Source organism: Arthrobacter sp. AFG20 (genome assembly GCF_002892795.1).
GTDB lineage: Bacteria > Actinomycetota > Actinomycetes > Actinomycetales > Micrococcaceae > Arthrobacter.
This window is the reverse complement of the sequence record NZ_PJMC01000009.1, coordinates 34,240-55,998: the sequence shown is the minus strand read 5'-3', so window position 1 is coordinate 55,998 and position 21,759 is coordinate 34,240. Positions and strand designations below refer to the sequence as shown.

The window sequence follows — 21,759 nt, the reverse complement described above, 5'->3', positions numbered from 1 at the left end:
ATGGCGGAGTTCAGGCGAATTTGGCCAGCGGATTCGCGAGCCTACCCGCCTTCTGCAGGCCCCCGGACGGGTCAGCCAGGTCCAGCATCTGCTGGTTGTTGCGCAGCTGCAGCCGGTTCAGGCAGGACAGCTCGAAGTCCGGGGCGAACAAATCGTGGCGGGCAAACTGGTCAGCCAGTTCCGGGTGTTCACCCTGGTAGTCGCGAACCGCTGCTGCCGCCGTGCGCCAGAACTCCTCGCCGCTGAGCATGCCGTCTTCCTCCAGCAGGGCGGCGAGGAAGCGGAAGATACAGTCGAAGACATCGGTGAAGATGGACAAGACCTTGTCGCCGTCGGGAATGTCCACCTTGATCCGGGAAACCGCTTCGGGGAGGTCGAGCTTGTCCCCCATCACCACAATCTCCTCGGCGATGTCCTTCATGACGGCTCGGACCGGCACACCGTTCTCGAGGACCAGGATCACGTTCTCGCCGTGGGGCATGAACGCGAGCTCGTAGCGGTAGAGGCAGTGCACCAGCGGCACGAGGTACACCTCGAAGTACTGCCGCAGCCACGCCCCCGGTTCCAGCCCGGACTGCTCGATCAGCGCGGACACCATGGGTTTGCCCTCGGCGTCGACATGCAGGAGCGAGGCCATGGTAGCCAGCTGCTGCCCGTCCTTGAGCAGCGGCAGCGGGCTCTCCCGCCACAGGGCGGACAGCATCTTGCGGTACGACGAGCCCTCAGCAGCGGCTGCCTCGTAGTAGCCGTTATGGTAACCAATGGCTGCCACTTCGCGGATCATGGTGAGCCCGCGGCCCTGCAGTGCCTCGTCGCCGGCGATCAGGTCCTGAAGCCAGTCATTGATCGCCGGCGTTGCCTTCATATACTGCGGCGACAGCCCGCGCATGAACCCCATATTGAGGACGGACATGGCTGTCTTGACATACGTCTTATCCGGCGCGGTGGTGTTGAAGAACGTGCGGATGGACTGCTGGGCCTGGTAACTGTCGGCCCCAGTTCCGAGGTGGACGATGTGCCGCTGGGCGATCTCCGCCGCGAACGTGACCGTCAGCTTGTTCTCCCACTGCCACGGGTGGACTGGCATCAGGAAGTACTCAGCCGGGTCGAGGCCAAAGGCACCGAGCCCGGCGTCGAAGAAAGCCGCCGCGCCGGCGCCGAGTTCGGTTTCGAAGTGGGCGGCGTAGTCCAGGCCCGCGCTGGAGGTGAAAACCGCTTTGCTGTGGTGCACCGCGATCCATTCGAGCTGCACCGGGGCTCCAGCCTCCGGGGCAAAGGCACGGTAGTCACCGATCCCGAAACCCAGCCTGCCATTGTTGGCCACAAAACAGGGATGCCCCTCGGTCATGCTGCGTTCAATCGCCTGGAAGTCCCTGGCTGCGTCCGCTCCGCCGGTCACGCCGGCCGCCAGTTCGGCCGACGACGGCTGGCCCACCCACTGCTTGAAGGCATGGCTGGAGAGCGTGCTGCTGATCTCCTCAAGGTAGATCGGAAGCATCTCCTGACGGATGCCCAGGGTTCCGGAGAGCTCGGTGATGAAGCTCAGCGCGTCCAGCGGGGCGGCTTGGCCGTCGCGGCTGCAGGTAATGGAAGCCGCGTCGACGGACCAGTGGTCCAGCTGCAGGATCCGGGCGGAGAAGCGGTATTCAACGGTGCCGTCGTCGCTGCGCACCCGGTACCCGCGTTCGCTGTTCCTGTCATTGTCACCCACCGGCTCCGGAACCAGGATCCGCTCGTGCGAGAACTCGGCGAGCGCTTTGCGGACCAGGTGCCTGTTGGCAGCAGCCCAGCGTTCGGGTGTGAGGTGGGCTGCCGCGCTGTCTGCGGTCAGGGCAGTTTCAAGTTCAAGGGCGGTCACAGTGATGCTCCCTGGGTTGGCTGGCGTTTTGGGGTTAAGGAACGGGCGGCGCGTGCGGAGTGGAATGACTCGCGCGTGCAGAAGCTCAGGAGGGCCTGCTTGTCCGGAAGGGTCACCTCACCGGCGGGCTCAAAGCCCAGCCGCGTGTTGAGGGTGTGGATCTTGGTGTTTCTGGCGTCGGGCTCCACCACCACGCGCTCCACGCCGGGCTTTTGGAAGAGCCGGTCCAGGACGGACTCCATGACGCCGGCCGTGAACCCCGGTCGGGGCGTTCCCTGCGGCGGGGCGACCAGCAGGTGCATGCCGATGTCGCCGGGCTGGACGGCGTAGACGCAGTTGAGCGGCGACGACTCCGGCAGGTACTCCTCCATCAGGAAGGCGGGGACGCCGTCGTCGATCCCCAGCAGCGCGTGATGGTGTCCGCTGGACTGGATTTTGGAATACTCCTCCACGACGTCCTCGAGCGTCACGCTCAGCATCCCCCAGAAGGAGGCGTACGGGCGGGTGACCCAGTTATGGATGAGTGGCGCGTCGGCGGCCGCGTCGACGCAGCGGAACGTGAAGCTCATGCGGGCACCTCCGCCTGTGCAGTTACTCCGGCGCGGGCAGTTGCTCCGGCGGGCGACGCGATGTCTGCATCCGAGGGCGCGCCGAACTCCTGGAAAGCGATGCTGCGCTCCACCGGATAGGCCTCGCGTCCCAGGATGTCCCGGAGGATGCACGAGTTCCGGTAGGCGGCCATGCCGAGGTCCGGCGTGACGAAGCCGTGGGTGTGGAGTTCGGCGTTCTGCACGAAGATCTCGCCGGGTTCGACGCTGGTGCTGTAGTTGCGCTGGACGGCGAACCTTCCGGCGCTGTCCCGGGCAATGCGCTCCTGCACGCCGGCCAGGAACGACGGCTCACGGTACGCGTATCCGGTGGCCAGGACCACCGCCTCCGTCTCCAGCGAGTAGTCCGTGCCCTGCTCCCCGTGGGACAGCTCCAGGGTGTGGGACCCGGCAGAGGCGTTCCAGCTGGCACCGGTCACGGTGGAATGCGTGAGCAGCCGGGTGTCCACCATGCCGGAGAGGCTCTTGGTGTACAGCAGGTCGTAGATCGCGTCGATGAGCTCGGAGTTAATGCCCTTGTAGAGGTTCTTCTGGCTCCTGATGAGTGAGTCGCGACGCTCCTGAGGGAGGCCGTGAAAATAGTCGACGTACTCCGGCGAGGTCATCTCCAGGGTGAGCTTGGTGTACTCCAGCGGGAAGAACCTGCCTGAGCGCGTGACCCAGTTGAGCTGGTACCCGTGCACGTCGATGTCCTGAAGCAGTTCGTAGTAGATCTCTGCCGCACTCTGCCCGCTGCCGACGATGGTGATGCTGCCCCGCTGCTGGAGTTCGCTCTTCCGCGCCAGGTAGTCCGCGTTGTGGAGGACCGCTCCCCCGGCCCCCAGGATCGCGCGGCATGATCCCGGGACGTAGGGCGATGTTCCGGTGCCGAGCACCAGCCGGCGCGCACGCAGCACCTCCGGCCCGGCCGGGCCGTCAACCGCAACCGTGTACACGCCGTCGTCGTAAGTCACCTCGGTGACGTCCGCGCCAAACCGGACCGAACGCAATTGGCCCGCGACCCACTGGCAGTACTGGTTGTACTCGGCCCGCAAGGGGTAGAAGTTTTCGCGGATGTAGAAGCGGTAGAGCCGCCCGGTCTGCTTGAGGAAGTTCAGGAACGAGTACGGTGAGGTCGGATCCGCCAGCGTCACGAGGTCCGCCATGAACGGCACCTGCAGGTGGGCAGGCTCCAGCATCATGCCGGGATGCCAGTCGAAGGATTCGCGGCGCTCGAGGAACACGCCGTCCAGGCCTTCAACCGGTTCGCTCAGCGCGGCGAGCCCCAGGTTGAAGGGCCCGACGCCGATCCCGGCGAAGTCGTAAACGCGGCCGTTGCCTGAGGTGCTCCATGCAGGGGTGCTGGATGATGCCGTGCTCATGCGTGGGCCTCCGTCCGTGCCGCGGAGCCGGCACCCCGGAGACCGGCTGCGAGCAGGCTTTCGCCGGAGCCTCGAAGCAGGCCGATAATCTCGCCGATGTCCTCGAGAGTTGCCTCGGCGTTGAGCAGCGTGAACTTCAGGTAGTGCCGTCCGGCGACCTTAGTGCCCGCCACGACAGCCTGGCCGGACGTGAACACGGCCGCGCGGATGGCCGGATTCAGCTCGTCGGCAGCGTCCTCAGACAGCCTTGTTCCGTCTGCCAGGACAGGACGGTACCGGAAAACCAGCGTGCTCAGCTGGGGTTCAGCCGCCAGCTCGAAGTCATTGTCGACAGCGAGTACCGAGCCCACCCGGGCCGCCAGGTCGATCGCCTCGTCGAGCAGCGCGCCAACGGCAGCGGCGCCCATGATCCGGAGCGTGAGCCACAACTTGAGGGCGTCGAACCGGCGCGTGGTCTGGATGCTCTTGTCCACCTGGTTGGGGATCTCGGCGCGGGCAGCGGTTTCCGGGTTCAGGTAGTCGGCGTAGTAGGTGACGTGGCGCAGCATTGCACCCTCGCGGACCAGCAGCGCGCTGGAGCTGACCGGCTGGAAGAAGGTCTTGTGGAAATCCACCGTGACGGAGTCCGCCAGCCGGATGCCGTCCAGGAGATGGCGGTGGCGGTTGGAGACCATGAGCCCGCCGCCGTACGCGGCGTCAACGTGGAACCAGGCGCCGTGGGCTCCGGCCAGGGCGGCGAGGTCGGCCAGCGGATCCACGGCGCCGAAGTCCGTGGTCCCGGCCGTACCCACAACCGCCATGGGAACCAGTCCGTCATTGTCGGCCGTGGCCAGCGCGCCGGCGAGGGCGGCCGGATCCATCCGGTGGTCCGCGGCGCAGGCGACGGACACGACGGCATCAAACCCCAGTCCCAGCATGGAGGCAGACTTCTGGATGCTGAAATGGCTGTCCGCTGACGTGAAGATCCGCAGTTTGTCCAGCAGGAGCGGCAAGCGCAGCCCCTCGTTGGCCGGGTCCTGCCGCAGCCGGGCCACCGCATGGTTGCGGGCAATGAGCAGTGCCTGCAGGTTGGACTGGCTGCCGCCGGACGTGAACACGCCGTCGGCCTCGTTCCCGAGTCCGAACCGCTCTGCCGTCCAGTCGATGAGGCGGCGCTCGATCATGGTGGCGCCTGCGCTCTGGTCCCAGGTGTCCATCGACGAATTCACTGCCGAGAGCACCGCCTCGCCCACGAGGGCGGGAATGACCACCGGGCAGTTCAGGTGGGCGGCGTACTTTGCGTCGTGGAAGTACACGGCGTCGCGCAGGTAGGTGTGCTGCAGCTCCTCGAGGGCCGCCGCCGTATCCGGCAGCGGCCGCTCCAGGTCCACTGCCTCCACGCGGCGCTTCATCTCGGCCGGGCCGACGCCGGTGAACGGCTGCGAGGTCCGCTCGAGTTTGGTGGCCACGGCGTTGACACCCTGCAGCACCTGGGCCACGTAGCGCGGTGCATTCCGGGCGTTGAACAGCTGGTTGCTGGCGGCAAGGGCGAGTTCGATGCCGGCCCCGAAGTCCAGGCTGGAAGCAGCCGGGCCGGCGTCTTGGGCGTACGGGTTTCGGGCCTCAACTCCGGTGCCGGCCTCGAAGTCCGTGCGTGGCTCGTCCACGTCGGGCAGCAGCGTCATAGTTCATCCTTTTTTCGGTGGGATATGCACCCGGCACCAGCAACGGCACCAAGCAAGGACAGCCTTACTTAGGTGAACCTTTTAGTCAAACTTCCGTGATGTAATTTCACGGCGGTTCGGGCGGGGTAGAGTTTCTGGCACGAGGCGCCGACCGCAGCAGGAAGCAGGGGGCATGTCCGGCAGTGAGCATGATCCGATAAATTTTCGGGAAGTCGATCCGCAGGGAAATCCCACCGGATACGGGCGCATGAGGCCTGCCGGCGACGGCCGCCTGGCCCCTTCACTGGCGGGCGAGGGCAGGCAAGAATTTGCAAAGCCGGGCTTCGGGCCGGTACAACCGGGCGCTGGAGCCTACGAGGCGGCGGAGTTCGGGCAACGGAGCCGCCTGGCCGTGAACCCCTTCATCGCGGCGCTGTGGGTTCTCGTGGCGATCCTGCTGGTGTCGCCGTTCGGAGTCTTCACGCTCGCGCAGGAATCACTGAATTCAGGCACCGAGCCGCAGGTCATGCCCGTCAGCTACATGTGGATCACGTTCGCGCCGCAGATACTTTTCGCCGGGCTCGTCGGAGCCCTGGGCCTGCTTTTCTGGCACGCGTGGCAATGGCAACGGACGCATTGGCAACGGACCGGCGCAAAGCAGTCCCCGCCGTCGTAATTCCCACCCAGCGCGACCGGACCCTTAAGCACCCGCACCTACCCGGCGGGGACCTCACTTGCCACGGGGCCGGCCGGAGCAGTGGCGCCTGGAACAATGGTGGCCGAGTGGGACGAGCCAAGGTGGCGCAGCCGGAGCTCCTCGGTGACCTGGACGTACCAGAAGCGCGCGCCGAAAGCAGGGCTGGGCGTGTCCAAATGCCGGTACAGCCCGTCCGCCAGCCGGGCTAATTCCGCATCCGGCAGCGGCGCGAAGGCTGCAGCCGGGTCCACGGCCTCGTTCAGGCATCCGTCCAGAAGACGGCACAGTTCCTCGTCCGCCATGGGACCGGCGGCTACGTCTTCAGGCATAGCTTCTTCATTCATCGCGGCGTCAGTCATCGCCCCGATACACGCAGTCGTTGTTCAAAGAGATCCCCAAAATAGAGAGCCTGAAGGCCAACTGCATAGCCCTGCCCGATCGTACGGAAATGTCCGCGCGGTCACAAGTACCGCGGTTCACGGCACATGGGGACCCTACGGCGTGGGGGCGCTTCAGGTGCCCAGCAGCTTGGGCGCGGCCGCCTCGGGCCAGTCGATGCACTGCGTGTATATCTCGTGTTTGCGCAGGTAGCGGGCTGTAAACGGGCAATGCGGAATGATCCGTTTACCCGACGCCACAACATCGTCGAGGGCAAAGTGGATGAGCACCTTGGCCAGGCCGTGGCCCTGGAACTGCTCGGACGTCTGGGTGTGGATGAAGTCCACGTGCCCAGGCTTGTCTTCGAACCTGACTTCCACCGCCAGCTTCCCGCCCACGTGCAGTTCGTAGCGGTGGAGCGCATCGTTGCGGAAGGTGGTGACGTCCGCGGTGAAATGGTCCTCGGTGGCTGCCGTGTTCTCCGTCATGGTTCGACATTGGCACTTAATGGCTGTGCTGGCAATGGTGGAGTGCCGCGGGCGGGAACGCGCCCCAGCAGCAGCACCGCCATCGCAAAGCAGGCGGCACCTCCGCCAAGGAGTCCCAGCGTCAGGCCGTTGACGGCGGCGTCAGCCATCGGGACAAAAACGACGACGACGGCGGTCACCACGGCGGCCGGTGCCCGGCCGCGCGAGTGCATGGCCGGCGTCGGCCGTTCCTCAAGCCGCCCGAACAGGAGGACCGCCGGCAGCAGGAGGAGGACCACCCCTACAAAAACCAGCGGGCGCGACCACCACCATTCCGCGCTGCCCGAGGCGGGCTTGGGAAAGTCGGTCAGCAGGAGCAGCCCGGTCATGGCGGCCAGCAACGGCAGGTGCCAAAGATAGACCGTCATGGCGTGCCGGCCGGCAACGGCCATCACGGCGCGGATCCAGCGCACTTCGGCGAGTGCGTTCAGCAACGGCCGGGAAAGCTGCAGCACCGCCGTCTGCGAGATACCCAGCAGGAACAGGCTGAGGTTGGGCGGGTTCAGGTTCACCAGCATGTTGTCCCGGTACAGGCCCAGCATTACCAGGACGACCATCAGCAGGTTGCTCGCGGCGATAAGCCCCGCCAGCTGCGACCTGCTCCACCGGTCCAGCCAGCCGTCCGCCATAAAGAACCCGAGTTGCTGCGCGGCGCACCATACGAAAACCATGTTGATGTAGGCGAGCGTCGGGAAAGCCCCGCGGAAGCAGTCAACCGTCACCACCAGCGCCACCAGGCCCAGCAGAGTCAGCCACGGGGCACGCCGGTGCAGCCCCACCAGGAGCGGAATGTTCAATTGGGCCGCCAAATAGGCCGCGAGGAACCACAGCGGCATGCCGGCCCCGCTGGCCAGCAGCTGCACCACCTGCGGGTCCACGCCGGCCAGCAGCGCCCCTGACAGGCCGACGAACATGACTGCCAGCAGGGCTGCCGCCGGGCGGACCAGGCGCAGCAGCCGGGACTGGACGAACTCAAAGCCGCTGCCGCCGCGCGCCTGCATGCGCCGCCAGGACTGCGCCCCGGTAATGCCGCCGGCCACAAAGAACAGCGGCATCACCATGAAGATCCAGATGACCGGCTCGAACCAGTCCTGCTCCGCCAGGGTGTTTTCCGTGGTCACAGTGCCGTCGGGATGCAGCACTGGACTGGTCATCATGCAGTGCCCCACCACCACGAGGGCGAGGCAGACAAAGCGCGCGAAATCGATGGCCAGGTCCCGGGCGGGCCCGGCAATGTCCGTCCCCGCTGCAGGCTCCGTGGAATTCTTCATGGCGCCCCCACCACTGGAACTCGCTTACGTCGTTGTAGTTTCCATTGTGCGCCAACTTGGCCCTCATGTGGCGGCTTGGAGTTTTTGTCCACGTATCGGCCCCTAAAGGCCTCCGAAGTCACGATACGTGTGCAAAAACGCGGGCGGAGGCGCTCAGTAACTGCCGGAGCGCACAGGCATCACCCTGGCCGAGCCTGCCAGCTCCGGGGCTTCGCTTGCCACGGCCTCCTCGACGTAGGCGAGTGCGGCCGGCGCCAGGCCCTCATACAGGCGGACCAGGATTTCGCGCGCTTCGGTCCGAGGCCACGCCGCAGGCAGCAGTTCGGCAGGAAGGTCGGGGTCGCTCCACGGGAAGGCCCGCCAGGCATCCATCAGTTCTGTCCTCACCCTCAAGGCCTCGGCTGGGGTTACGGTCCCGGCGTTGAGACGCTCGAGCCATGGCCCGAACCTGTCAATGAAGGGCTGATACTGTTCCCGGAACTCCTGCGGCGACCAGGCATCGATGAGCCGCTTGCCGCGGAGACTGGAATCGGCCGTCCGGAAAATGGCGTAGTCGTCGACGCCGAAAGCCTTGCAGGTACGCTCCAGTTCTTCCGAATGGTCCCGCGGCGAGACCCACACGGCTCCGAACAGTGGCGCGAATCCGCGCCACCGCAGCCGCGACCGGAATAGCTCACGGACGTCGCGTGACGCTTCGGGGACGGAAAAGGCGATCACCGTCCAACTGCCGTCCCAGTGTCGGGACTCCTCACCGAACACCGAAACCTGCTCCAGCCCGCCACGAACGCGCTTTCGCGCACCTTCGGTGATGCGGTAACGCGACGTGCGCCCTGCGCTCGACTGCTCCAGAACGCCCCGGGAAGCCAGCCGGCTCAGCGCCGTGGCCGTGGCGGAGGCGGTGATGCCGAGATCCGCTGCCAAGGCGGCAATGAGCCGGGACGGCAGCCATGCGTCGCTAGTGAACCAGTAGTCAACCAGCAAAGTCACCAGCTGATGCTGACTCGAGGGCCCCTTCAGCGGCCGCGGAAAATCGATGGCCATGTCCGGATCCATGCCGGGGCCGGCAATCTGGGGTTCGCTCATCACGCCTCCATCATGCCAGCCGAGACCCGCCGGAATATTAATCATGCACTTATATTGACGAGCGTGCGCCGGAGTGCATAACATTGATTCAGATCGTGACGGAGGCCACAGCCGACCCCGTCGCCCTGCTCAGCATGCGAGCCACCCCCAGTTTTCCTTCCTGCCTCACTAGGAGATCCGCAATGACCGCTGGTCCCATCGATCCGCCGACGCCGTTGACGCCGTCCGCGGAACAGGTCCGCCCCACCCACCATGGAACCAAGCACGCGCGCCGTGCCGCCGTTGCCAGTTTCATCGGCAGCACCCTTGAGTACTACGACTTCTTCATCTACGGTTCAGCGTCCGCGCTGATCTTCAACAAGATCTTCTTCCCGGGGATCGACCCTGCCCTGGGCACCATCCTGTCCATGGCCACCATCGGCATCGGCTACGTTGTTCGCCCGCTGGCTGCCAGCGTGATCGGGCACTACGGTGACCGCATCGGGCGCCGCCAGATGCTGGTGCTGACGCTCGTGGTGATGGGCGTGGCCACCTTCCTCATCGGCTGCCTGCCGCCCACCGCTGCCATCGGCGCCGCAGCCCCCATCCTGCTTGTGGTCCTCAGGGCTCTGCAGGGAGCCTCCGCCGCCGGTGAATCCGTTGGCGCTGTCACCATGACCATGGAACACGCCCCCAGCAACAAGCGGGCTTTCTACAGCAGCTGGGTCAACACCGGCGCGGCTGCCGGGATCATGCTTGCTTCCCTGGCGTTCCTTGCCGTTTCGATGTTGCCCCAGGAAGACCTGCTCAGCTGGGGCTGGCGCCTGCCGTTCCTCGCCAGCATCCTGGTGGTCGGCGTCGGACTTTACATCCGCATGCGCCTTCCGGAATCCGAGGTGTTCGAGGCCGCGAAGGAAGCCGAAACCGAAACCGAGCTTCCCATCAAGGTGGTTCTCCGCGACCACTGGACGACCATCATCAAGGTCATCTTTTTCGGGCTCTGGAGCGTGGTGTCGTCGGTTTTCGCCGCATTTGGCCTGGCCTACGCCACCAGCAAGTTCGGCATCCCGGCACCGGCCATGTTGGGGGTCACCATCCTCACGGCAGGCCTGGCGGTCATCGCCCAGCCCTCCGCCGGCATCCTCGCGGACAGAATCGGACGCAAGCCGGTCTTCATCACCGGAAACCTGATCTGCGCCGCCGCGGCGTTTGCCTTCTTCTGGTCCATCAGCACCACGTCGGTGCCACTGATCTTTGCGAGCGGCATCCTCTTCATGACCGTGGGGTATGGCATGGTCAACCCGCTCGGTCCTGCCATGACGGCTGAAATGTTCCCCACGAAGATCCGCTACTCCGGAGCCGCCACAGCCTCGCAGCTGGGCCTCGTTGTCACCGGCTTCGCACCGGCCATCGCGGCCGCCATCGTGCAGCCCGGCCCCACCGGCTGGATTCCCGTGGCCGCGTTCACCGCAGCGTGCTGCCTTGCCTCGGCGGCCGTGACCGCCATCTGGGTCAAGGAAACCTACAACGTATCCACCGAAGACCTTGGAACCAAGGCAACCGGAACCAAAGCATCCGCCAACGCCTAGATCCCATCCCGGGATCCATCCCGGGGCAGAAAGGGAGTGGCCGGACACCCGCCCGGCCACTCTTCTCCTGCATTGCCATACCAAACCACAGTGAGGAACACTTCCGTGCCAGCCCGCCCCGTACTGATCGAACAAGACGTCGAAACCCTGCTGCCCGATGGCACGGTCCTGCGTTCCACGGTCTATCGCCCTGCGGACGGGGAGCCCTGTCCGGTCCTGCTCACCAGGACACCCTACGGGCGCGATCTCGCCGTCAATTCCGCCTACTTCAACCCCACCACCGTTGCGGCGGCCGGCTACGTGGTGATCATGCAGGACTGCCGCGGACGCTTTGGCTCCGACGGGGAATTTGACCCGTCAGTCCATGAAGCGTCCGACGGCGCCGCGACTGTCGAGTGGGCAGCACGGCTGCCGTACTCCAACGGGTCCGTCGGGATGTGGGGCCGTTCGTACTTCGCCGAAACCCAGTGGCGGGCCGCATCCCTGGCCCCTGCCGGCCTTGCCGCCCTTGCACCGGGCATCTCGGCCGGTGCCAACGCCAACAACGGTTCGCTGTACCGTGGCGGCGCCGTGGAACTCGGCTGCCGCTTCAGTTGGGGCCACGCCTCCGCATCGGCCAACGAGCTGGCCCGGGAATTTGCGGACGACCCTGAACGGCAGGGCAAGGAATTCCAGTCCTGGCTGGACCTGGACCGGTCCTTTTCAGACGGCACCGCCTTCAACGTCCTCCCCCTGCGCGACCTCTCACCCAGGCTTGGCACCTTCATGAACCGCCATATCCTCCCGTCTGCCGGTGAAACTCCGGGCAACAGCTTCACCCACTTGTGGGACGACACTTCCGCAAAGCCGGTACCTCTGCCCACCCTGCACATCGGCGGCTGGTTCGACATCTTCTCCCCCAGCACGCTCTCGCAATACGCCATGCAGCTCGAGCACAGCCGGACTGGCGCCGCGCCTGTGCCCCGACTCATCATGGGTCCGTGGACGCACACGAATTTCACCGGTGGCTATGCCGATGTGAACTTCGGCCTGAACGCCGCAGCGGCCGTGATGAACGGCCTCGGTGATCTTTCCGGGCTCCAGAGGGCATGGTTCGATGCCGTGCTCAAGGACCAGCCGGAACACATCGGCCATATCCCCGCCGTCCTGCTGTACTTCATGGGCGAGAACCAGTGGCGCGGCTTTGAGGAGATGCCCTCACCTGGCAGCCACCGCAATTGGTTCCTGGGTGCAGAAGGATCCCTCCTGAACGCGCCCGCGTCCAGCGGTTCCGTGGAGTACGACTACGATCCCCTGGATCCCGTGCCCACGGTAGGCGGGGCCACCATGATCCACGGGGCGTTTCCCGCCGGGCCGGCAAAGCAGCACGCCGTGGAGGCCCGGGCCGACGTCCTCACCTTCACGACGGAGGAGTTCGACGAGCCGGTTACGGTGTTCGGCGAAGTCAGCGCCACGTTCTTCGCCGCTTCCACCGCCGTCGATACTGATTTTGTGGTGAGGCTGTGCCGGGTGTCTCCCGACGGAACCTCACTGAACCTTGCCGACGGAATTGTGCGGGCCTCCTGGCGGGACAGCCATGCCGGCACCGGCCTGTTCCAGCCGGGTCAAGAGCCGTCGCTGATCGAGCCCGGCAGGGCCTACGAATACACGGTCAGCCTCTGGCAGACCGCCTATACCTTCAGTCCCGGGGACAGACTGCGCGTCCAGGTCACCTCCAGCTGCCATCCGCGCTGGGACCGGAACCTCAACACCGGCAGGCTGGCCTACGATTCCGCCGAGACCATGGTTGCCCGGCAAACCATCCTCTTCGGCCATGATCATCCGAGCCGGCTGACGGCAGGCATTCTGTGACCGCACCGGTGGATGCCCAGAAAGCACAGGGCACCCAGGAGACACCGGAAGCCCCGGGGCTGACCTTCCTTGCCGAACTCTCTGTCGCCGTCGGGGACGCGATCGACGTCGGACCCACCCCGGAAGGCCACCGACGGGTCATCCCCATCACGGGCGGCACAGTGAGCGGCCCGACCCTGAATGGGCGGGTCCTGCCGGGCGGCGCCGACTACCAGCTTCTCCATACCCCGACACTGACGGAGCTGGACGCGCGCTACGTCCTGGAAACCGGGGACGGAGACCGCATCTTCGTGCACAACTCAGCGCTGCGCCACGGGAGCGCCCAGGACATCGAGCGACTCAACCGCGGCGAGGCCGTTGACGCAGCCAGCATCTATTTTCGCTGTTGGCCGCGCCTCACCGCGGCCGCGCCGGAATGGGACTGGCTCAATACACGGCTTGCCGTCGGGACCGGCGAACGTCATCCGGACCGCGTGGTAATCCGCGTCTTCCTGATCGACTGAGCGAGTCCTGCATGTAACGGCTTGGAGTTTTTGTCCACGTATCGGCCCCTAAAGGCTCCCGAACTCGCGATACGTGGACAAAAACTCCACCTCAGCGGCTAAGAGTCGCGAACGTGCCGGTACTGAAGTCCTTGGCGGCGGCGTTCCAGCGGGCCAGCAGCCCCTGCAGGTTCTCGCCGTCGGCCCGGTGCGCGGGAATCTGCTCCTCGAGCGTGGCGAGGACACCGGTGCGGAGTTCGGTGTTGAAGTTGACCTTGCCCACGTTCATGGCCGGGGCCTTGGCCAGTTCGTCCGCCGGAATGCCGGAAGCGCCATGGAGCACCAGCGGGATGTGCGTCCGCACGGCAATATCCTGCAGGACATCCCAGCGCAACCGCGGCTCGCCCTTGTACTTGCCGTGGACGTTGCCCACGGCCACGGCGAGCAGCTGCGCGCCTGTCCGTGCCACGAAGTCCTCCACCCGGGCGGAGTCGGTGAGGCCGGCAACCTCATTGCCGGCCCCACCACCCTCGGCGCCGAAGGCCTTGTCCTCGTCGCCGGCCAGGCCGCCGAGTTCAGCTTCCAGGACCACGCCGGCATGGCCCTCCGCCTCCAGCGCGGAGCGCACTGCATTCACCAAGGCGATGTTCTCTTCATAGGGAAGCGCCGAACCGTCCGCCAGGACGGAGTCCGCACCGGACGCGACGGCGGCCGAGATGACCTCAAGGTCGGAGGCGTGGTCGAGCTGCACGGCCACCGGCACGGATGCGGCGTCGGCCAGGCCCCGGAGCGCGGAGATGAGCCGGAGTCCATTGGCTGTGCCGGCAGTCTTGGGCGCCACCAGCAGGATGACCCCGCGCTTTGCTTCCTCCGCGGCGCTCACCACAGCCAGGGCCGTGGTGAAGTCGTAGCAGGTGAACGCCGGCACGGCCGACCCCCGTTTGAGGGCGGAGACCACCAGCTCGTCGAGCTGTGCCCGCATCAGCCTTCCCCGGCGGTGCGCTTGGTGGGGGCGACCACCTTGATGACGGCGGAGTCGTCCGCTGCGGCGAGCCCGTGGGCCTGGCCCAGCAGGTACAGCTGCTCGGCGGCGGCGGCAACGGGGGTCGCCAGGCCAGCACTGCGCGTGGCCTTGCCCACGATACCCATGTCCTTGACGAAGATGTCCAGGCGGCTGAGCACCTCGGCACCCTCCGCGGTGTAGGCCTCCAGGATGCGCGGGCCGCGGTTGGACAGCATGAAGGAGCCCGCAGCGCCGGCCTCGAGGGCGGCCAGAGTCTTTGCCTGGTCAAGGCCAAGGGCATCGGCCAGCGCCATAGCTTCAGCGGCGGCTGCGATGTGGATACCGCACAGCAGCTGGTTGACGGTCTTCAGCGCCTGCCCGTCACCGGGCTTGTCGCCGACGACGGTCAGCGTGGAGGCGAGCAGCTCCAGAACCGGCCGGGCTGATTCCCGCGCTGCGGGTTCTGCTCCGACGACGATGAGCAGGTCGCCTTCACCCGCACGCTTCGGGCCGCCGGACAGAGGGGCGTCCACGAGCCCGACGCCGAACTCGGCCAGGCGGGCGACGGTGGACGGGATGGCCTCCGTGCCCACGGTGCTGGTCAGGATGACGACGGCGCCCGGCTTCAGCACCGAGGCGACGCCGTTCCCGCCGAACAGGACGTCGTCGAGCTGTTCACTGTTGCGCACGGCGAGCAGCAGGGCGTCGGCGTCCCGGGCTGCGTCCCGGGCGGAAGCGAAGGTTTTCACGCCGGATTCCTCGGCGAGGCGCAGGCGCGGCTCGGCGATGTCGAAGCCGTGGACGGTCAGCTGGCTGGCGAGGCGGGTGGCCATGGGCAGTCCCATGGCACCGAGTCCGAGGACGGTGACTGTGTAATTCGAGGTCATTTTGTTTCTCCGTTGAAATGTTTAGAAAGTGTTGCTGAGCTTGCTGGTGACCTGGGCGAGCGACTCGTCATCACCGACATTGCCGGCAAAAACGATGTACGGGATGCCCTTGGCCGGGCCGTCGACCGGTTCCCACAGGCTCACGATGCCCGGCAGCATGGGCCCGCGGACGATCGCATGCCGGATCTCCAGCCCGTGCGCGGCAACATCCGAGGACGTGATGCCGCCCTTGGCGATGACAAACCGAGGCGGGAAGGTTTTCAGCGTCCGGTTCACCACGGCGACGACGGCGGCGGACACGGTACGCGCGATCCGCAGGCTTTCGGCCGGGTCGTCGGTCTTGATGAGCAGTCGGCTCGTGTGGACGATGACGTCGCCGCTCCGCAGTGCCTCCACAACGGCGTCCACGGTCTGGTCGAGGTAGGCGGCCGCCTCGTCACCGAGGAGCTTTTCGACGTCGATTTCCACAATGCGCGCACTGCTGTGCCGGTCCGTGAGCACCTTAAGCTGCCGGGTGGTCACGCCCACATGGGAGCCGACGACGATCAGGCCACCGGCCTCGGACGGGGTGTTGCCCGCGTACGCTTCCTCGCCGCTGAGTTCAGGCCTGATGTCTTGACCGATCCGCGCGCGCATGAACGGCGGGCCCACCCGATAGAGCAGCTTCTTGCCGCGGCGCTCGGCCTCCTCCAGCCCCAGGGCCAGGGCTCGCATGTCGTTTTCCGTGACGATGTCCACCACGATGGGCGTGGACTGGGTGGCCGGCTCGATCGCGTCAGCGATCGCCTTGGCCGACACCTCGGCCTGCCCGGTAGCGGAACCGGCGCGGATAATGTTCAGGTCCAACACAATCACGGAGTCTGCGGCAAACCGGCCCTGCGACTTCTCTTCCACGTACCTGGCCATCTCGGAATTGACGAAGCCGAAGGTGGCGTCCCTGGCGAATTCGGTCTCCGCAACCGGGGTCAGGTGGCCGGCCTCCGGTCCGCGCGTGTAGTGCACACCGCCAATGGTGACGCGGCCGGCGTCGGGAAATGCCGGAACCATCACGACGCCGTCCGTTGAGTCGCCGCTTTCGGCCGCCACCGTCGCGGCAATGACGTCCGGTTCCAGGGGGAAGTGTCCGCGGAGGGTCGAGTCGCTGCGGCTCACGAAGCCGAGCTTTACTTCACCTTCACTGTTGCGGGCAGCGGCGAGGGCGTTGCGCACCACCTCTTCGTTGCGTTCAGCCGCTTCTGCAGGGTCGAGGCTGCGGGTGTTCGTCAGCACGTACACTGCGGGCTTACCCTGATGGAGAGCCCACTGGAAGTCCTCGACTTCCCAGCGGGTGAGCACAGGAAGATCCGCCACCGACTGCGTGCCGGTGGGATCGTCGTCGAGCACCACGAGGACGCGCGGGGACCTGGCCGCCGTGGCCGCAACAGCGTCGGCCACCTGCCGGGCAGGGATCTGGAGCTCGGCTGGAAAGGCGGCCAGGACGTCGGATTCGAGGGGCACTGTGCACTCCGTTGTGTCGAAACTGCGGGGACGATAGTTTGTCAGATGTCAGACATCTGTCGTTTGATGCTAGTGTGGCATAAGGCACAGCACGTACGCAAGTACACTTTGTCCAGATATCTCCGGCCGTAGAGGCCCACACGCTGAACGGAAGAAATGGCACGCAAATCATTGGTGGGCGTCGTCGCCGACGAACTCCTTGACCGCATTATCTCCGGAGAATTCCCCCCGGGCAGCAGCGTGCCGGGAGAACTTGAACTCAGTGCACGGCATGACGTCAGCCGCATGACGGTGCGGGAGGCGATGAAGACCTTGGAGGCGCAACGCATCCTTAGCGTGGAACGGGGCCGCGGCACGTTCGTGAACCCGTTGAACCGCTGGTCGTCGCTCGAGGCTGTGCTGCGGGCCGCTTCCGAGGGGCAGAACGGGCCGGCCGCCGCGGTTCAGCTGATTGAATTGCGCCGGATGCTGGAAACTGGCGCCTGCGAGCTGGCAGCCCAGCGCATTACCGACACCGAGCTTGATAGCCTTCGGGACTGCGTGGCGGACATGCGGAAGGCACACCATGGCAATGACGTGGTGAGCTTCGTTGCCGCCGACCTGGCTTTCCACGACCAGATACTGCAAGCGTCCGAGAACGTCTTTGTGGCAGTCCTCTTCGAACCACTGCACCGCGTCCTCGAGCAGGGGCGGACCGAAACTTCCAAGGTGCCGGACATCCAGGAGCACGCGATCGGGCACCACCAGAAAATTTACGAGGCACTCGCCGCCCGCGACCCGCAGCAGGCCCGCAATGCCATGGACGCCCACATGCAGCAGACCCTTAGCGACCTCAGAAGCTACGTGCTGGAAGCCTAGTCCCGGGGCGCCGCGTCCGATACTCTGCAGGAACGGCCCGCAGCCGGGTATCGATGGCGATCACGAGGAGCGAAGTTGTCTAATAACACCTACAGCATTTCTGAAATTGTCGGAACCTCGACCGAAGGCGTCGACGCGGCCGTCCGCAACGGCATTTCCGACGCGGCGAAGACGCTGCGCAACCTGGACTGGTTCGAAGTCAAGGAGGTCCGCGGCCACCTCGAGAACGGCCAGGTGGCGGACTGGCAGGTTACCCTCAAGCTCGGGTTCCGCCTGGAGCGGGACTGACTGAGGGGTAGCGGAACTGACCGGGCGATAGCGGAACCAGTAATGCGGCGCCGGCTGAGGTTCAGCCGGCGCCGCATTACTTGCTTAATCCTGGCTGGCAGCTCTCCGGTGCCACACGGTGGGAGTCCCGTGGAACGAGGGAAATACCTGTCCCTCAAAGAAGGCGTGCGCCTCGTCCGGCGAGTCGGCAGGGGCCCACATGCCCGACGCCGGGCAGTGGGTTCCGGTCGAAGCGGCGGGTGTCTGGCGTTCCCGAAGCAGTGCGATGCGTTTCATCGTTGAATGTCATCCTTGGGTCGGAGGGCTGGTCAAAGTTCCTCCCCCAAGGCTATGAAACGCACCACACCGGCCCAATGGGCGAATGAATAGAATTGCGAGCTCCGGCTGGGCATCAGCACAGACCGGCCCCCGGAGCGAGCTGGGCATTAGGGTCAGCAGGTGCTACCGAGCGGGCGGACGCTGTGGATCCTCCAGAGCCGGCTCGTCGGGTTCGCCGTCCGGGCCGGTGGGCGGTCCGGGGTTGTCCTGGTGGGGAACTGCGGGTTCCTCCGGGGGCGGATCCTGGTTGGGGTCGAAGGGGAAGCCCTCGGGCGAAGCGTCCTTGGGCTGGCCCTGGTCCTCGTTCTGGTCAGTCGGGTTCTGCTCCGGATCTGCGGGCGTTTCGCTCATGGTCTGGATCCTTAGCTGTTGGAAGGGCCAGGATATTCTCCTGCCGGGCCACTCCAAGGATTACCAGCGGGGCCGCGGTTAGTCCAGAGCAACCAAGCCCTGCGAGAAGTGGCGGAAGAGTCAGTTCAGCCGACGCTGTCAGTTCACCAGTTCGGTACTGGAGTGCCGGCCGGTCCACTTCCGGTGGCCGTGCTCCAGTTCGACGACGTCCCGGCCGAACGAAGCCAGCAACGCAACAAGCGCCAGGACAACGGCAGCAGCACTGATTCCACCGGGCACCCCCGGCGTGAGTGCCAGCAGCAAGGCGCAGGGCTGGTAGGCACCAATAACCTTGCGCGTCCTCTTAACAGGCAGCGTTCGCTTCAGTTCCGGCCGGAACCATCCGGCGGCTACGAAGGCGTACCACATGAGTCCGATGGCCAGGACCCAGGGACCAACGATGGGTACAGCCGCGCATGACAGTACAAGGACCAGCGCCGCATCGGTCTGGACATCCAGCCGGCCTCCCGCCGGGCTCTCGCAGGCAAATCGCCGCGCAACGGCCCCGTCCACTGCGTCAAGAACGAAAGCCGCCGCACCCAGCACCACCACCGGCAGGCCGGGGCCGGTTCCGCCGAACAACGCGGGAACCGTTATCCCCGCGCAACACGAAATCAACACAGCGCGAATCAGGGTAACGCGGTCCGCGGCCGTCGTCAGCATGGGCTTGCGGCTGAGGACAGAGGCTGCGGCATTTCCTACCACCGCCAGTCCGGCACCCATGGCGGCAAGGAAGTACGCCACTTCAGCACCTGCAGCGGTCAGGATCCAGCTGCCGGACACAACGAAACCAGCCATGGCAACGGCTACGTCCACCAGAGCACGCCTAGCGAGCAAGACCTGCATATGCCTCCTTGCGCTCATCGTAACAACAGGAGGTCCACGAGCATTTCCCGGCTGACCTCGGAAGATAGCCCGAGGAAGCACCGGGGTCTGGGCAAACTGCCCCCGATAGGAAAGACTCTTCCGCATGGCACAAGCACCAGTCATCACGCTGAATGACGGCAACCGGATACCTCAGATCGGCCTGGGCACCTGGCCGCTGAACGACCGGGAGGTCAGTGACGCCGTCGTACGGGCTGCTGAAGCCGGGTACCGGCATATCGATACCGCCGTGCGCTACGGGAACGAGGCCGGCGTCGGATCCGGGATCCGTGACAGCGGCTTGGACCGGACGGAGTTTTTCATCACCACCAAGCTGGACGGCGAATTCCAGGGTGGGGATCTGGCTGTGGCAGGCCTCGAGGGCTCGCTGAAGCGGCTCAACCTGGACTATGTGGACTTGCTGCTGATCCACTGGCCGCTCCCCCGCCGCGGAGAATTCATCTCCACCTGGAAGACCTTTGAACGGCTGCAGGGCGAAGGGAAAGTCCGGTCGATCGGCGTATCGAACTTCAAGCCCGCTCATCTTGAACAGCTCATGTGGGAGACCGACGTGGTGCCGGCCGTCAACCAGATTCAGCTCAACCCCTCGGTAAACCGCTCCGCGGACTGCGCCTACAACGAGCGGCACGGGATCGCCACAGAATCGTACAGCCCGCTAGGTGCGGGCTCCGGGCTGCTGTCGGCGCCCGTCCTAACGCGAATCGCCGGCAAACACGGCAAAACGGTGAGCCAGGTGGTGTTGCGCTGGCACGTACAGCAGGGGTTGGTGGCCATCCCCAAGTCCTCCGATCCCCAGCGGATGAAGGAGAACATCGACGTCTTCGGCTTCGCCCTGGATGAGGAGGACCTGACTGCCATAAGCACCCTCGACGAAGGCCCGGAGTCGGGGGTAAATTCCGACGTCCAGGGCCACTAGCGCCCGGCCCCCGTCCTGCACTGCCGGCAGCCCTCCACCGGATAGCGACTGGCAAACAAATAGTAAGCATGATTAGTATTGAGCAGAAGGACGAAGCGTACCCGGCAATCCGGGTAACTCCTCTAGATGAAGAAGGAACGATAAAAGATGGGTTTTTTCGCATTTCTGATTCTTGGCCTCATTGCTGGAGCCATTGCTAAGGCCATCCTCCCCGGCCGGCAGGGCGGCGGCATTTTCATCACGCTTCTGCTTGGTGTAGTTGGCGCAATTCTCGGCGGCTTCATCGGCAGCGCGCTCTTTAACGTCGGTATCAACGAGTTCTTCTCGCTGTCCACCTGGCTGCTGGCGATCGGAGGCGCACTTATTGTGCTGCTGGTTTACGGCATGATTACCAAGCGCTCGGCCCGCTAGACAGGGCAGCGCCGGAACCGGCTCCGGGAAACCTCCCGGGGCCGGTTTCCTACCCCAGGCCCTACGGGCCGAACCAAATCGTACAGATCCCCCTCAAGAGCAGGAGATCACCATGAAATCCAAACTTCTCTTCGGCGCCGGAATCGCTGCAGGCTATGTGCTCGGATCCAGGTCCGGCCGGGCAGCGTACGACAAGCTCAAAGCACGCGCCGCAGGTATCTGGGACAGCAAGCCGGTCCAGGACAAGGTCACGGCAGCAACCGAAGCCGTCAAGGAAAAGGCTCCAGAAGTTGGTGACCAACTGGCTGAAGCGGCGCGCCGGGCAGGAACCGTGCTCGGCTCGGCCATGCACCGGGATGCGCCGAGGCCGGGTGACGCTGGCACCGCTTCTGCCGGCACTGCGTCAGCAGCGGGCACATCGGCAGACAGCGGGCACGTGCCCGCCCACAGCACGCACCCGGAAACGGTAAACCTTGGAACCTCCGATGTTGAATCCGATCCGGCACTCAACGACAGCACCGGCCAGGACTGGTCCGACGAAGGCGGAGCGACTCCCGCCGGGGCTCCCACGAATGTCAATCCGGACAAGCGGTAGCTTCAGGTTGACCGCTTGAGCCTGCATCCTGGGCGGTGTGGGTAAGAACCAAAAATGTCAGAGCCCTCTGACAATGTCTTCCTATGGAAGCCATCGGGGAAGGCGCGGACGGTATGCCAGGCCGGGCAGCAGTGCCCGGCCTGCGTGCTGCCCTGCTTGGTAGCGTCCCCGCTTCCGGGCGACCGGCTTCTGCCGGATCCGGCGCCGCCGTTGCGGACACATCTTCGTCCGACGGCGGTGCTGCCGCCGGCTTCGATGCCGGCAACAAGTTTGGGTCCGGGCTGGCGTCCCCAGTGCTGGCGACGCCTAATCTGAAGGCGGCCCCCCTGCTGTACAGCGTCCAACCGGGGGCCTGCCATGGTGGCGGTACTGTTCCACCCCTCC

The 21,759-nt window shown here is 65.6% G+C and carries 23 protein-coding genes; 9 read left to right on the top strand and 14 right to left on the bottom strand.

Annotated elements, in window-relative coordinates; translation table 11 throughout:
* Window positions 1-10: 10 nt before the first annotated feature.
* Genes CXZ05_RS12190 through CXZ05_RS12175 form a run of 4 tightly spaced genes read right to left on the bottom strand, consistent with a single transcriptional unit; the run spans window position 11 to window position 5,491 of the window.
* Window positions 11-1,864, bottom strand: a complete 1,854-nt coding sequence (locus CXZ05_RS12190) for an IucA/IucC family siderophore biosynthesis protein (RefSeq protein WP_374754658.1) — start codon at window positions 1,862-1,864, stop codon at window positions 11-13.
* Entirely contained in the window at window positions 1,855-2,427 is a 573-nt protein-coding gene (locus CXZ05_RS12185) for a GNAT family N-acetyltransferase (RefSeq protein ID WP_102972864.1), read from the bottom strand. The genes CXZ05_RS12190 and CXZ05_RS12185 overlap by 10 nt, the downstream gene beginning before the upstream one ends.
* Window positions 2,424-3,827, bottom strand: a complete 1,404-nt coding sequence (locus tag CXZ05_RS12180) for a lysine N(6)-hydroxylase/L-ornithine N(5)-oxygenase family protein (RefSeq protein ID WP_102972863.1) — start codon at window positions 3,825-3,827, stop codon at window positions 2,424-2,426. Before CXZ05_RS12180 ends, CXZ05_RS12185 begins: the two co-directional genes overlap by 4 nt.
* Complete coding sequence (locus tag CXZ05_RS12175) at window positions 3,824-5,491, bottom strand: pyridoxal-dependent decarboxylase (RefSeq protein ID WP_258006559.1); 1,668 nt, start codon at window positions 5,489-5,491, stop codon at window positions 3,824-3,826. The genes CXZ05_RS12180 and CXZ05_RS12175 overlap by 4 nt, the downstream gene beginning before the upstream one ends.
* A gap of 172 nt (window positions 5,492-5,663) precedes the next feature.
* Between CXZ05_RS12175 and CXZ05_RS12170 the strand changes: the two genes are divergently transcribed.
* The gene (locus tag CXZ05_RS12170) at window positions 5,664-6,146 is read left to right on the top strand and encodes a DUF3329 domain-containing protein (protein WP_102972862.1); all 483 of its coding nucleotides are present in this window, start codon (window positions 5,664-5,666) and stop codon (window positions 6,144-6,146) included.
* Window positions 6,147-6,184: 38 nt separating this feature from the next.
* Here CXZ05_RS12170 and CXZ05_RS12165 read toward each other — a convergent pair whose 3' ends face one another.
* The 4 genes from CXZ05_RS12165 to CXZ05_RS12150 form a co-directional block, all read right to left on the bottom strand.
* Window positions 6,185-6,496 (bottom strand): hypothetical protein, encoded by a 312-nt coding sequence (locus tag CXZ05_RS12165; RefSeq protein WP_102972861.1) that lies wholly within the window; start codon window positions 6,494-6,496, stop codon window positions 6,185-6,187.
* Between the two features lie 183 nt (window positions 6,497-6,679).
* The gene (locus tag CXZ05_RS12160) at window positions 6,680-7,033 is read right to left on the bottom strand and encodes a GNAT family N-acetyltransferase (RefSeq protein ID WP_102972860.1); all 354 of its coding nucleotides are present in this window, start codon (window positions 7,031-7,033) and stop codon (window positions 6,680-6,682) included.
* Window positions 7,030-8,343 (bottom strand): acyltransferase, encoded by a 1,314-nt coding sequence (locus CXZ05_RS12155; RefSeq protein WP_258006558.1) that lies wholly within the window; start codon window positions 8,341-8,343, stop codon window positions 7,030-7,032. Before CXZ05_RS12155 ends, CXZ05_RS12160 begins: the two co-directional genes overlap by 4 nt.
* A gap of 153 nt (window positions 8,344-8,496) precedes the next feature.
* Complete coding sequence (locus tag CXZ05_RS12150; protein ID WP_102972859.1) at window positions 8,497-9,426, bottom strand: PaaX family transcriptional regulator C-terminal domain-containing protein; 930 nt, start codon at window positions 9,424-9,426, stop codon at window positions 8,497-8,499.
* Window positions 9,427-9,608: 182 nt separating this feature from the next.
* Between CXZ05_RS12150 and CXZ05_RS12145 the strand changes: the two genes are divergently transcribed.
* The 3 genes from CXZ05_RS12145 to CXZ05_RS12135 all read left to right on the top strand — a co-directional run bounded on the left by CXZ05_RS12145 (window position 9,609) and on the right by CXZ05_RS12135 (window position 13,348).
* Window positions 9,609-10,994 carry an MFS transporter gene (locus tag CXZ05_RS12145; RefSeq protein ID WP_102972858.1) on the top strand — a complete coding sequence of 462 codons (1,386 nt, stop codon included), beginning with the start codon at window positions 9,609-9,611 and terminating at the stop codon, window positions 10,992-10,994.
* A gap of 105 nt (window positions 10,995-11,099) precedes the next feature.
* Entirely contained in the window at window positions 11,100-12,845 is a 1,746-nt protein-coding gene (locus CXZ05_RS12140) for a CocE/NonD family hydrolase (protein WP_102972857.1), read from the top strand.
* A complete protein-coding gene (locus CXZ05_RS12135) occupies window positions 12,842-13,348 on the top strand; it encodes a DUF3237 domain-containing protein (RefSeq protein ID WP_258006557.1) in 507 nt (168 codons plus the stop codon). The genes CXZ05_RS12140 and CXZ05_RS12135 overlap by 4 nt, the downstream gene beginning before the upstream one ends.
* A gap of 91 nt (window positions 13,349-13,439) precedes the next feature.
* On the opposite strand, the gene CXZ05_RS12130 is transcribed toward CXZ05_RS12135, so the two are convergent.
* Genes CXZ05_RS12130 through CXZ05_RS12120 form a run of 3 tightly spaced genes read right to left on the bottom strand, consistent with a single transcriptional unit; the run spans window position 13,440 to window position 16,714 of the window.
* The gene (locus CXZ05_RS12130; protein ID WP_102972856.1) at window positions 13,440-14,309 is read right to left on the bottom strand and encodes a class II fructose-bisphosphate aldolase; all 870 of its coding nucleotides are present in this window, start codon (window positions 14,307-14,309) and stop codon (window positions 13,440-13,442) included.
* The gene (locus CXZ05_RS12125) at window positions 14,309-15,217 is read right to left on the bottom strand and encodes an NAD(P)-dependent oxidoreductase (protein ID WP_102972855.1); all 909 of its coding nucleotides are present in this window, start codon (window positions 15,215-15,217) and stop codon (window positions 14,309-14,311) included. Before CXZ05_RS12125 ends, CXZ05_RS12130 begins: the two co-directional genes overlap by 1 nt.
* A 21-nt stretch (window positions 15,218-15,238) precedes the next feature.
* The gene (locus tag CXZ05_RS12120; protein WP_102972854.1) at window positions 15,239-16,714 is read right to left on the bottom strand and encodes a four-carbon acid sugar kinase family protein; all 1,476 of its coding nucleotides are present in this window, start codon (window positions 16,712-16,714) and stop codon (window positions 15,239-15,241) included.
* A gap of 156 nt (window positions 16,715-16,870) precedes the next feature.
* On the opposite strand from CXZ05_RS12120, the gene CXZ05_RS12115 reads away from it, so the two are divergent.
* Window positions 16,871-17,572, top strand: a complete 702-nt coding sequence (locus CXZ05_RS12115) for a FadR/GntR family transcriptional regulator (RefSeq protein ID WP_102972853.1) — start codon at window positions 16,871-16,873, stop codon at window positions 17,570-17,572.
* A 75-nt stretch (window positions 17,573-17,647) separates the two neighbouring features.
* Window positions 17,648-17,860, top strand: coding sequence for a dodecin (locus CXZ05_RS12110; protein ID WP_102972852.1), 213 nt, complete (start codon window positions 17,648-17,650; stop codon window positions 17,858-17,860).
* Window positions 17,861-17,944: 84 nt separating this feature from the next.
* Here CXZ05_RS12110 and CXZ05_RS12105 read toward each other — a convergent pair whose 3' ends face one another.
* The 3 genes from CXZ05_RS12105 to CXZ05_RS12095 all read right to left on the bottom strand — a co-directional run bounded on the left by CXZ05_RS12105 (window position 17,945) and on the right by CXZ05_RS12095 (window position 19,384).
* Window positions 17,945-18,136, bottom strand: a complete 192-nt coding sequence (locus CXZ05_RS12105; protein ID WP_102972851.1) for a hypothetical protein — start codon at window positions 18,134-18,136, stop codon at window positions 17,945-17,947.
* A gap of 165 nt (window positions 18,137-18,301) precedes the next feature.
* Window positions 18,302-18,529 (bottom strand): hypothetical protein, encoded by a 228-nt coding sequence (locus CXZ05_RS12100; RefSeq protein WP_102972850.1) that lies wholly within the window; start codon window positions 18,527-18,529, stop codon window positions 18,302-18,304.
* A gap of 138 nt (window positions 18,530-18,667) precedes the next feature.
* A complete protein-coding gene (locus CXZ05_RS12095) occupies window positions 18,668-19,384 on the bottom strand; it encodes a CDP-alcohol phosphatidyltransferase family protein (RefSeq protein ID WP_258006556.1) in 717 nt (238 codons plus the stop codon).
* Window positions 19,385-19,538: 154 nt separating this feature from the next.
* Between CXZ05_RS12095 and CXZ05_RS12090 the strand changes: the two genes are divergently transcribed.
* The 3 genes from CXZ05_RS12090 to CXZ05_RS12080 all read left to right on the top strand — a co-directional run bounded on the left by CXZ05_RS12090 (window position 19,539) and on the right by CXZ05_RS12080 (window position 21,375).
* Window positions 19,539-20,369 carry an aldo/keto reductase gene (locus tag CXZ05_RS12090; RefSeq protein WP_102972848.1) on the top strand — a complete coding sequence of 277 codons (831 nt, stop codon included), beginning with the start codon at window positions 19,539-19,541 and terminating at the stop codon, window positions 20,367-20,369.
* Window positions 20,370-20,516: 147 nt separating this feature from the next.
* Complete coding sequence (locus tag CXZ05_RS12085; RefSeq protein ID WP_102972847.1) at window positions 20,517-20,780, top strand: GlsB/YeaQ/YmgE family stress response membrane protein; 264 nt, start codon at window positions 20,517-20,519, stop codon at window positions 20,778-20,780.
* 112 nt (window positions 20,781-20,892) lie between these two features.
* Complete coding sequence (locus CXZ05_RS12080) at window positions 20,893-21,375, top strand: hypothetical protein (protein WP_102972846.1); 483 nt, start codon at window positions 20,893-20,895, stop codon at window positions 21,373-21,375.
* The last annotated feature ends 384 nt before the right edge of the window (window positions 21,376-21,759 follow it).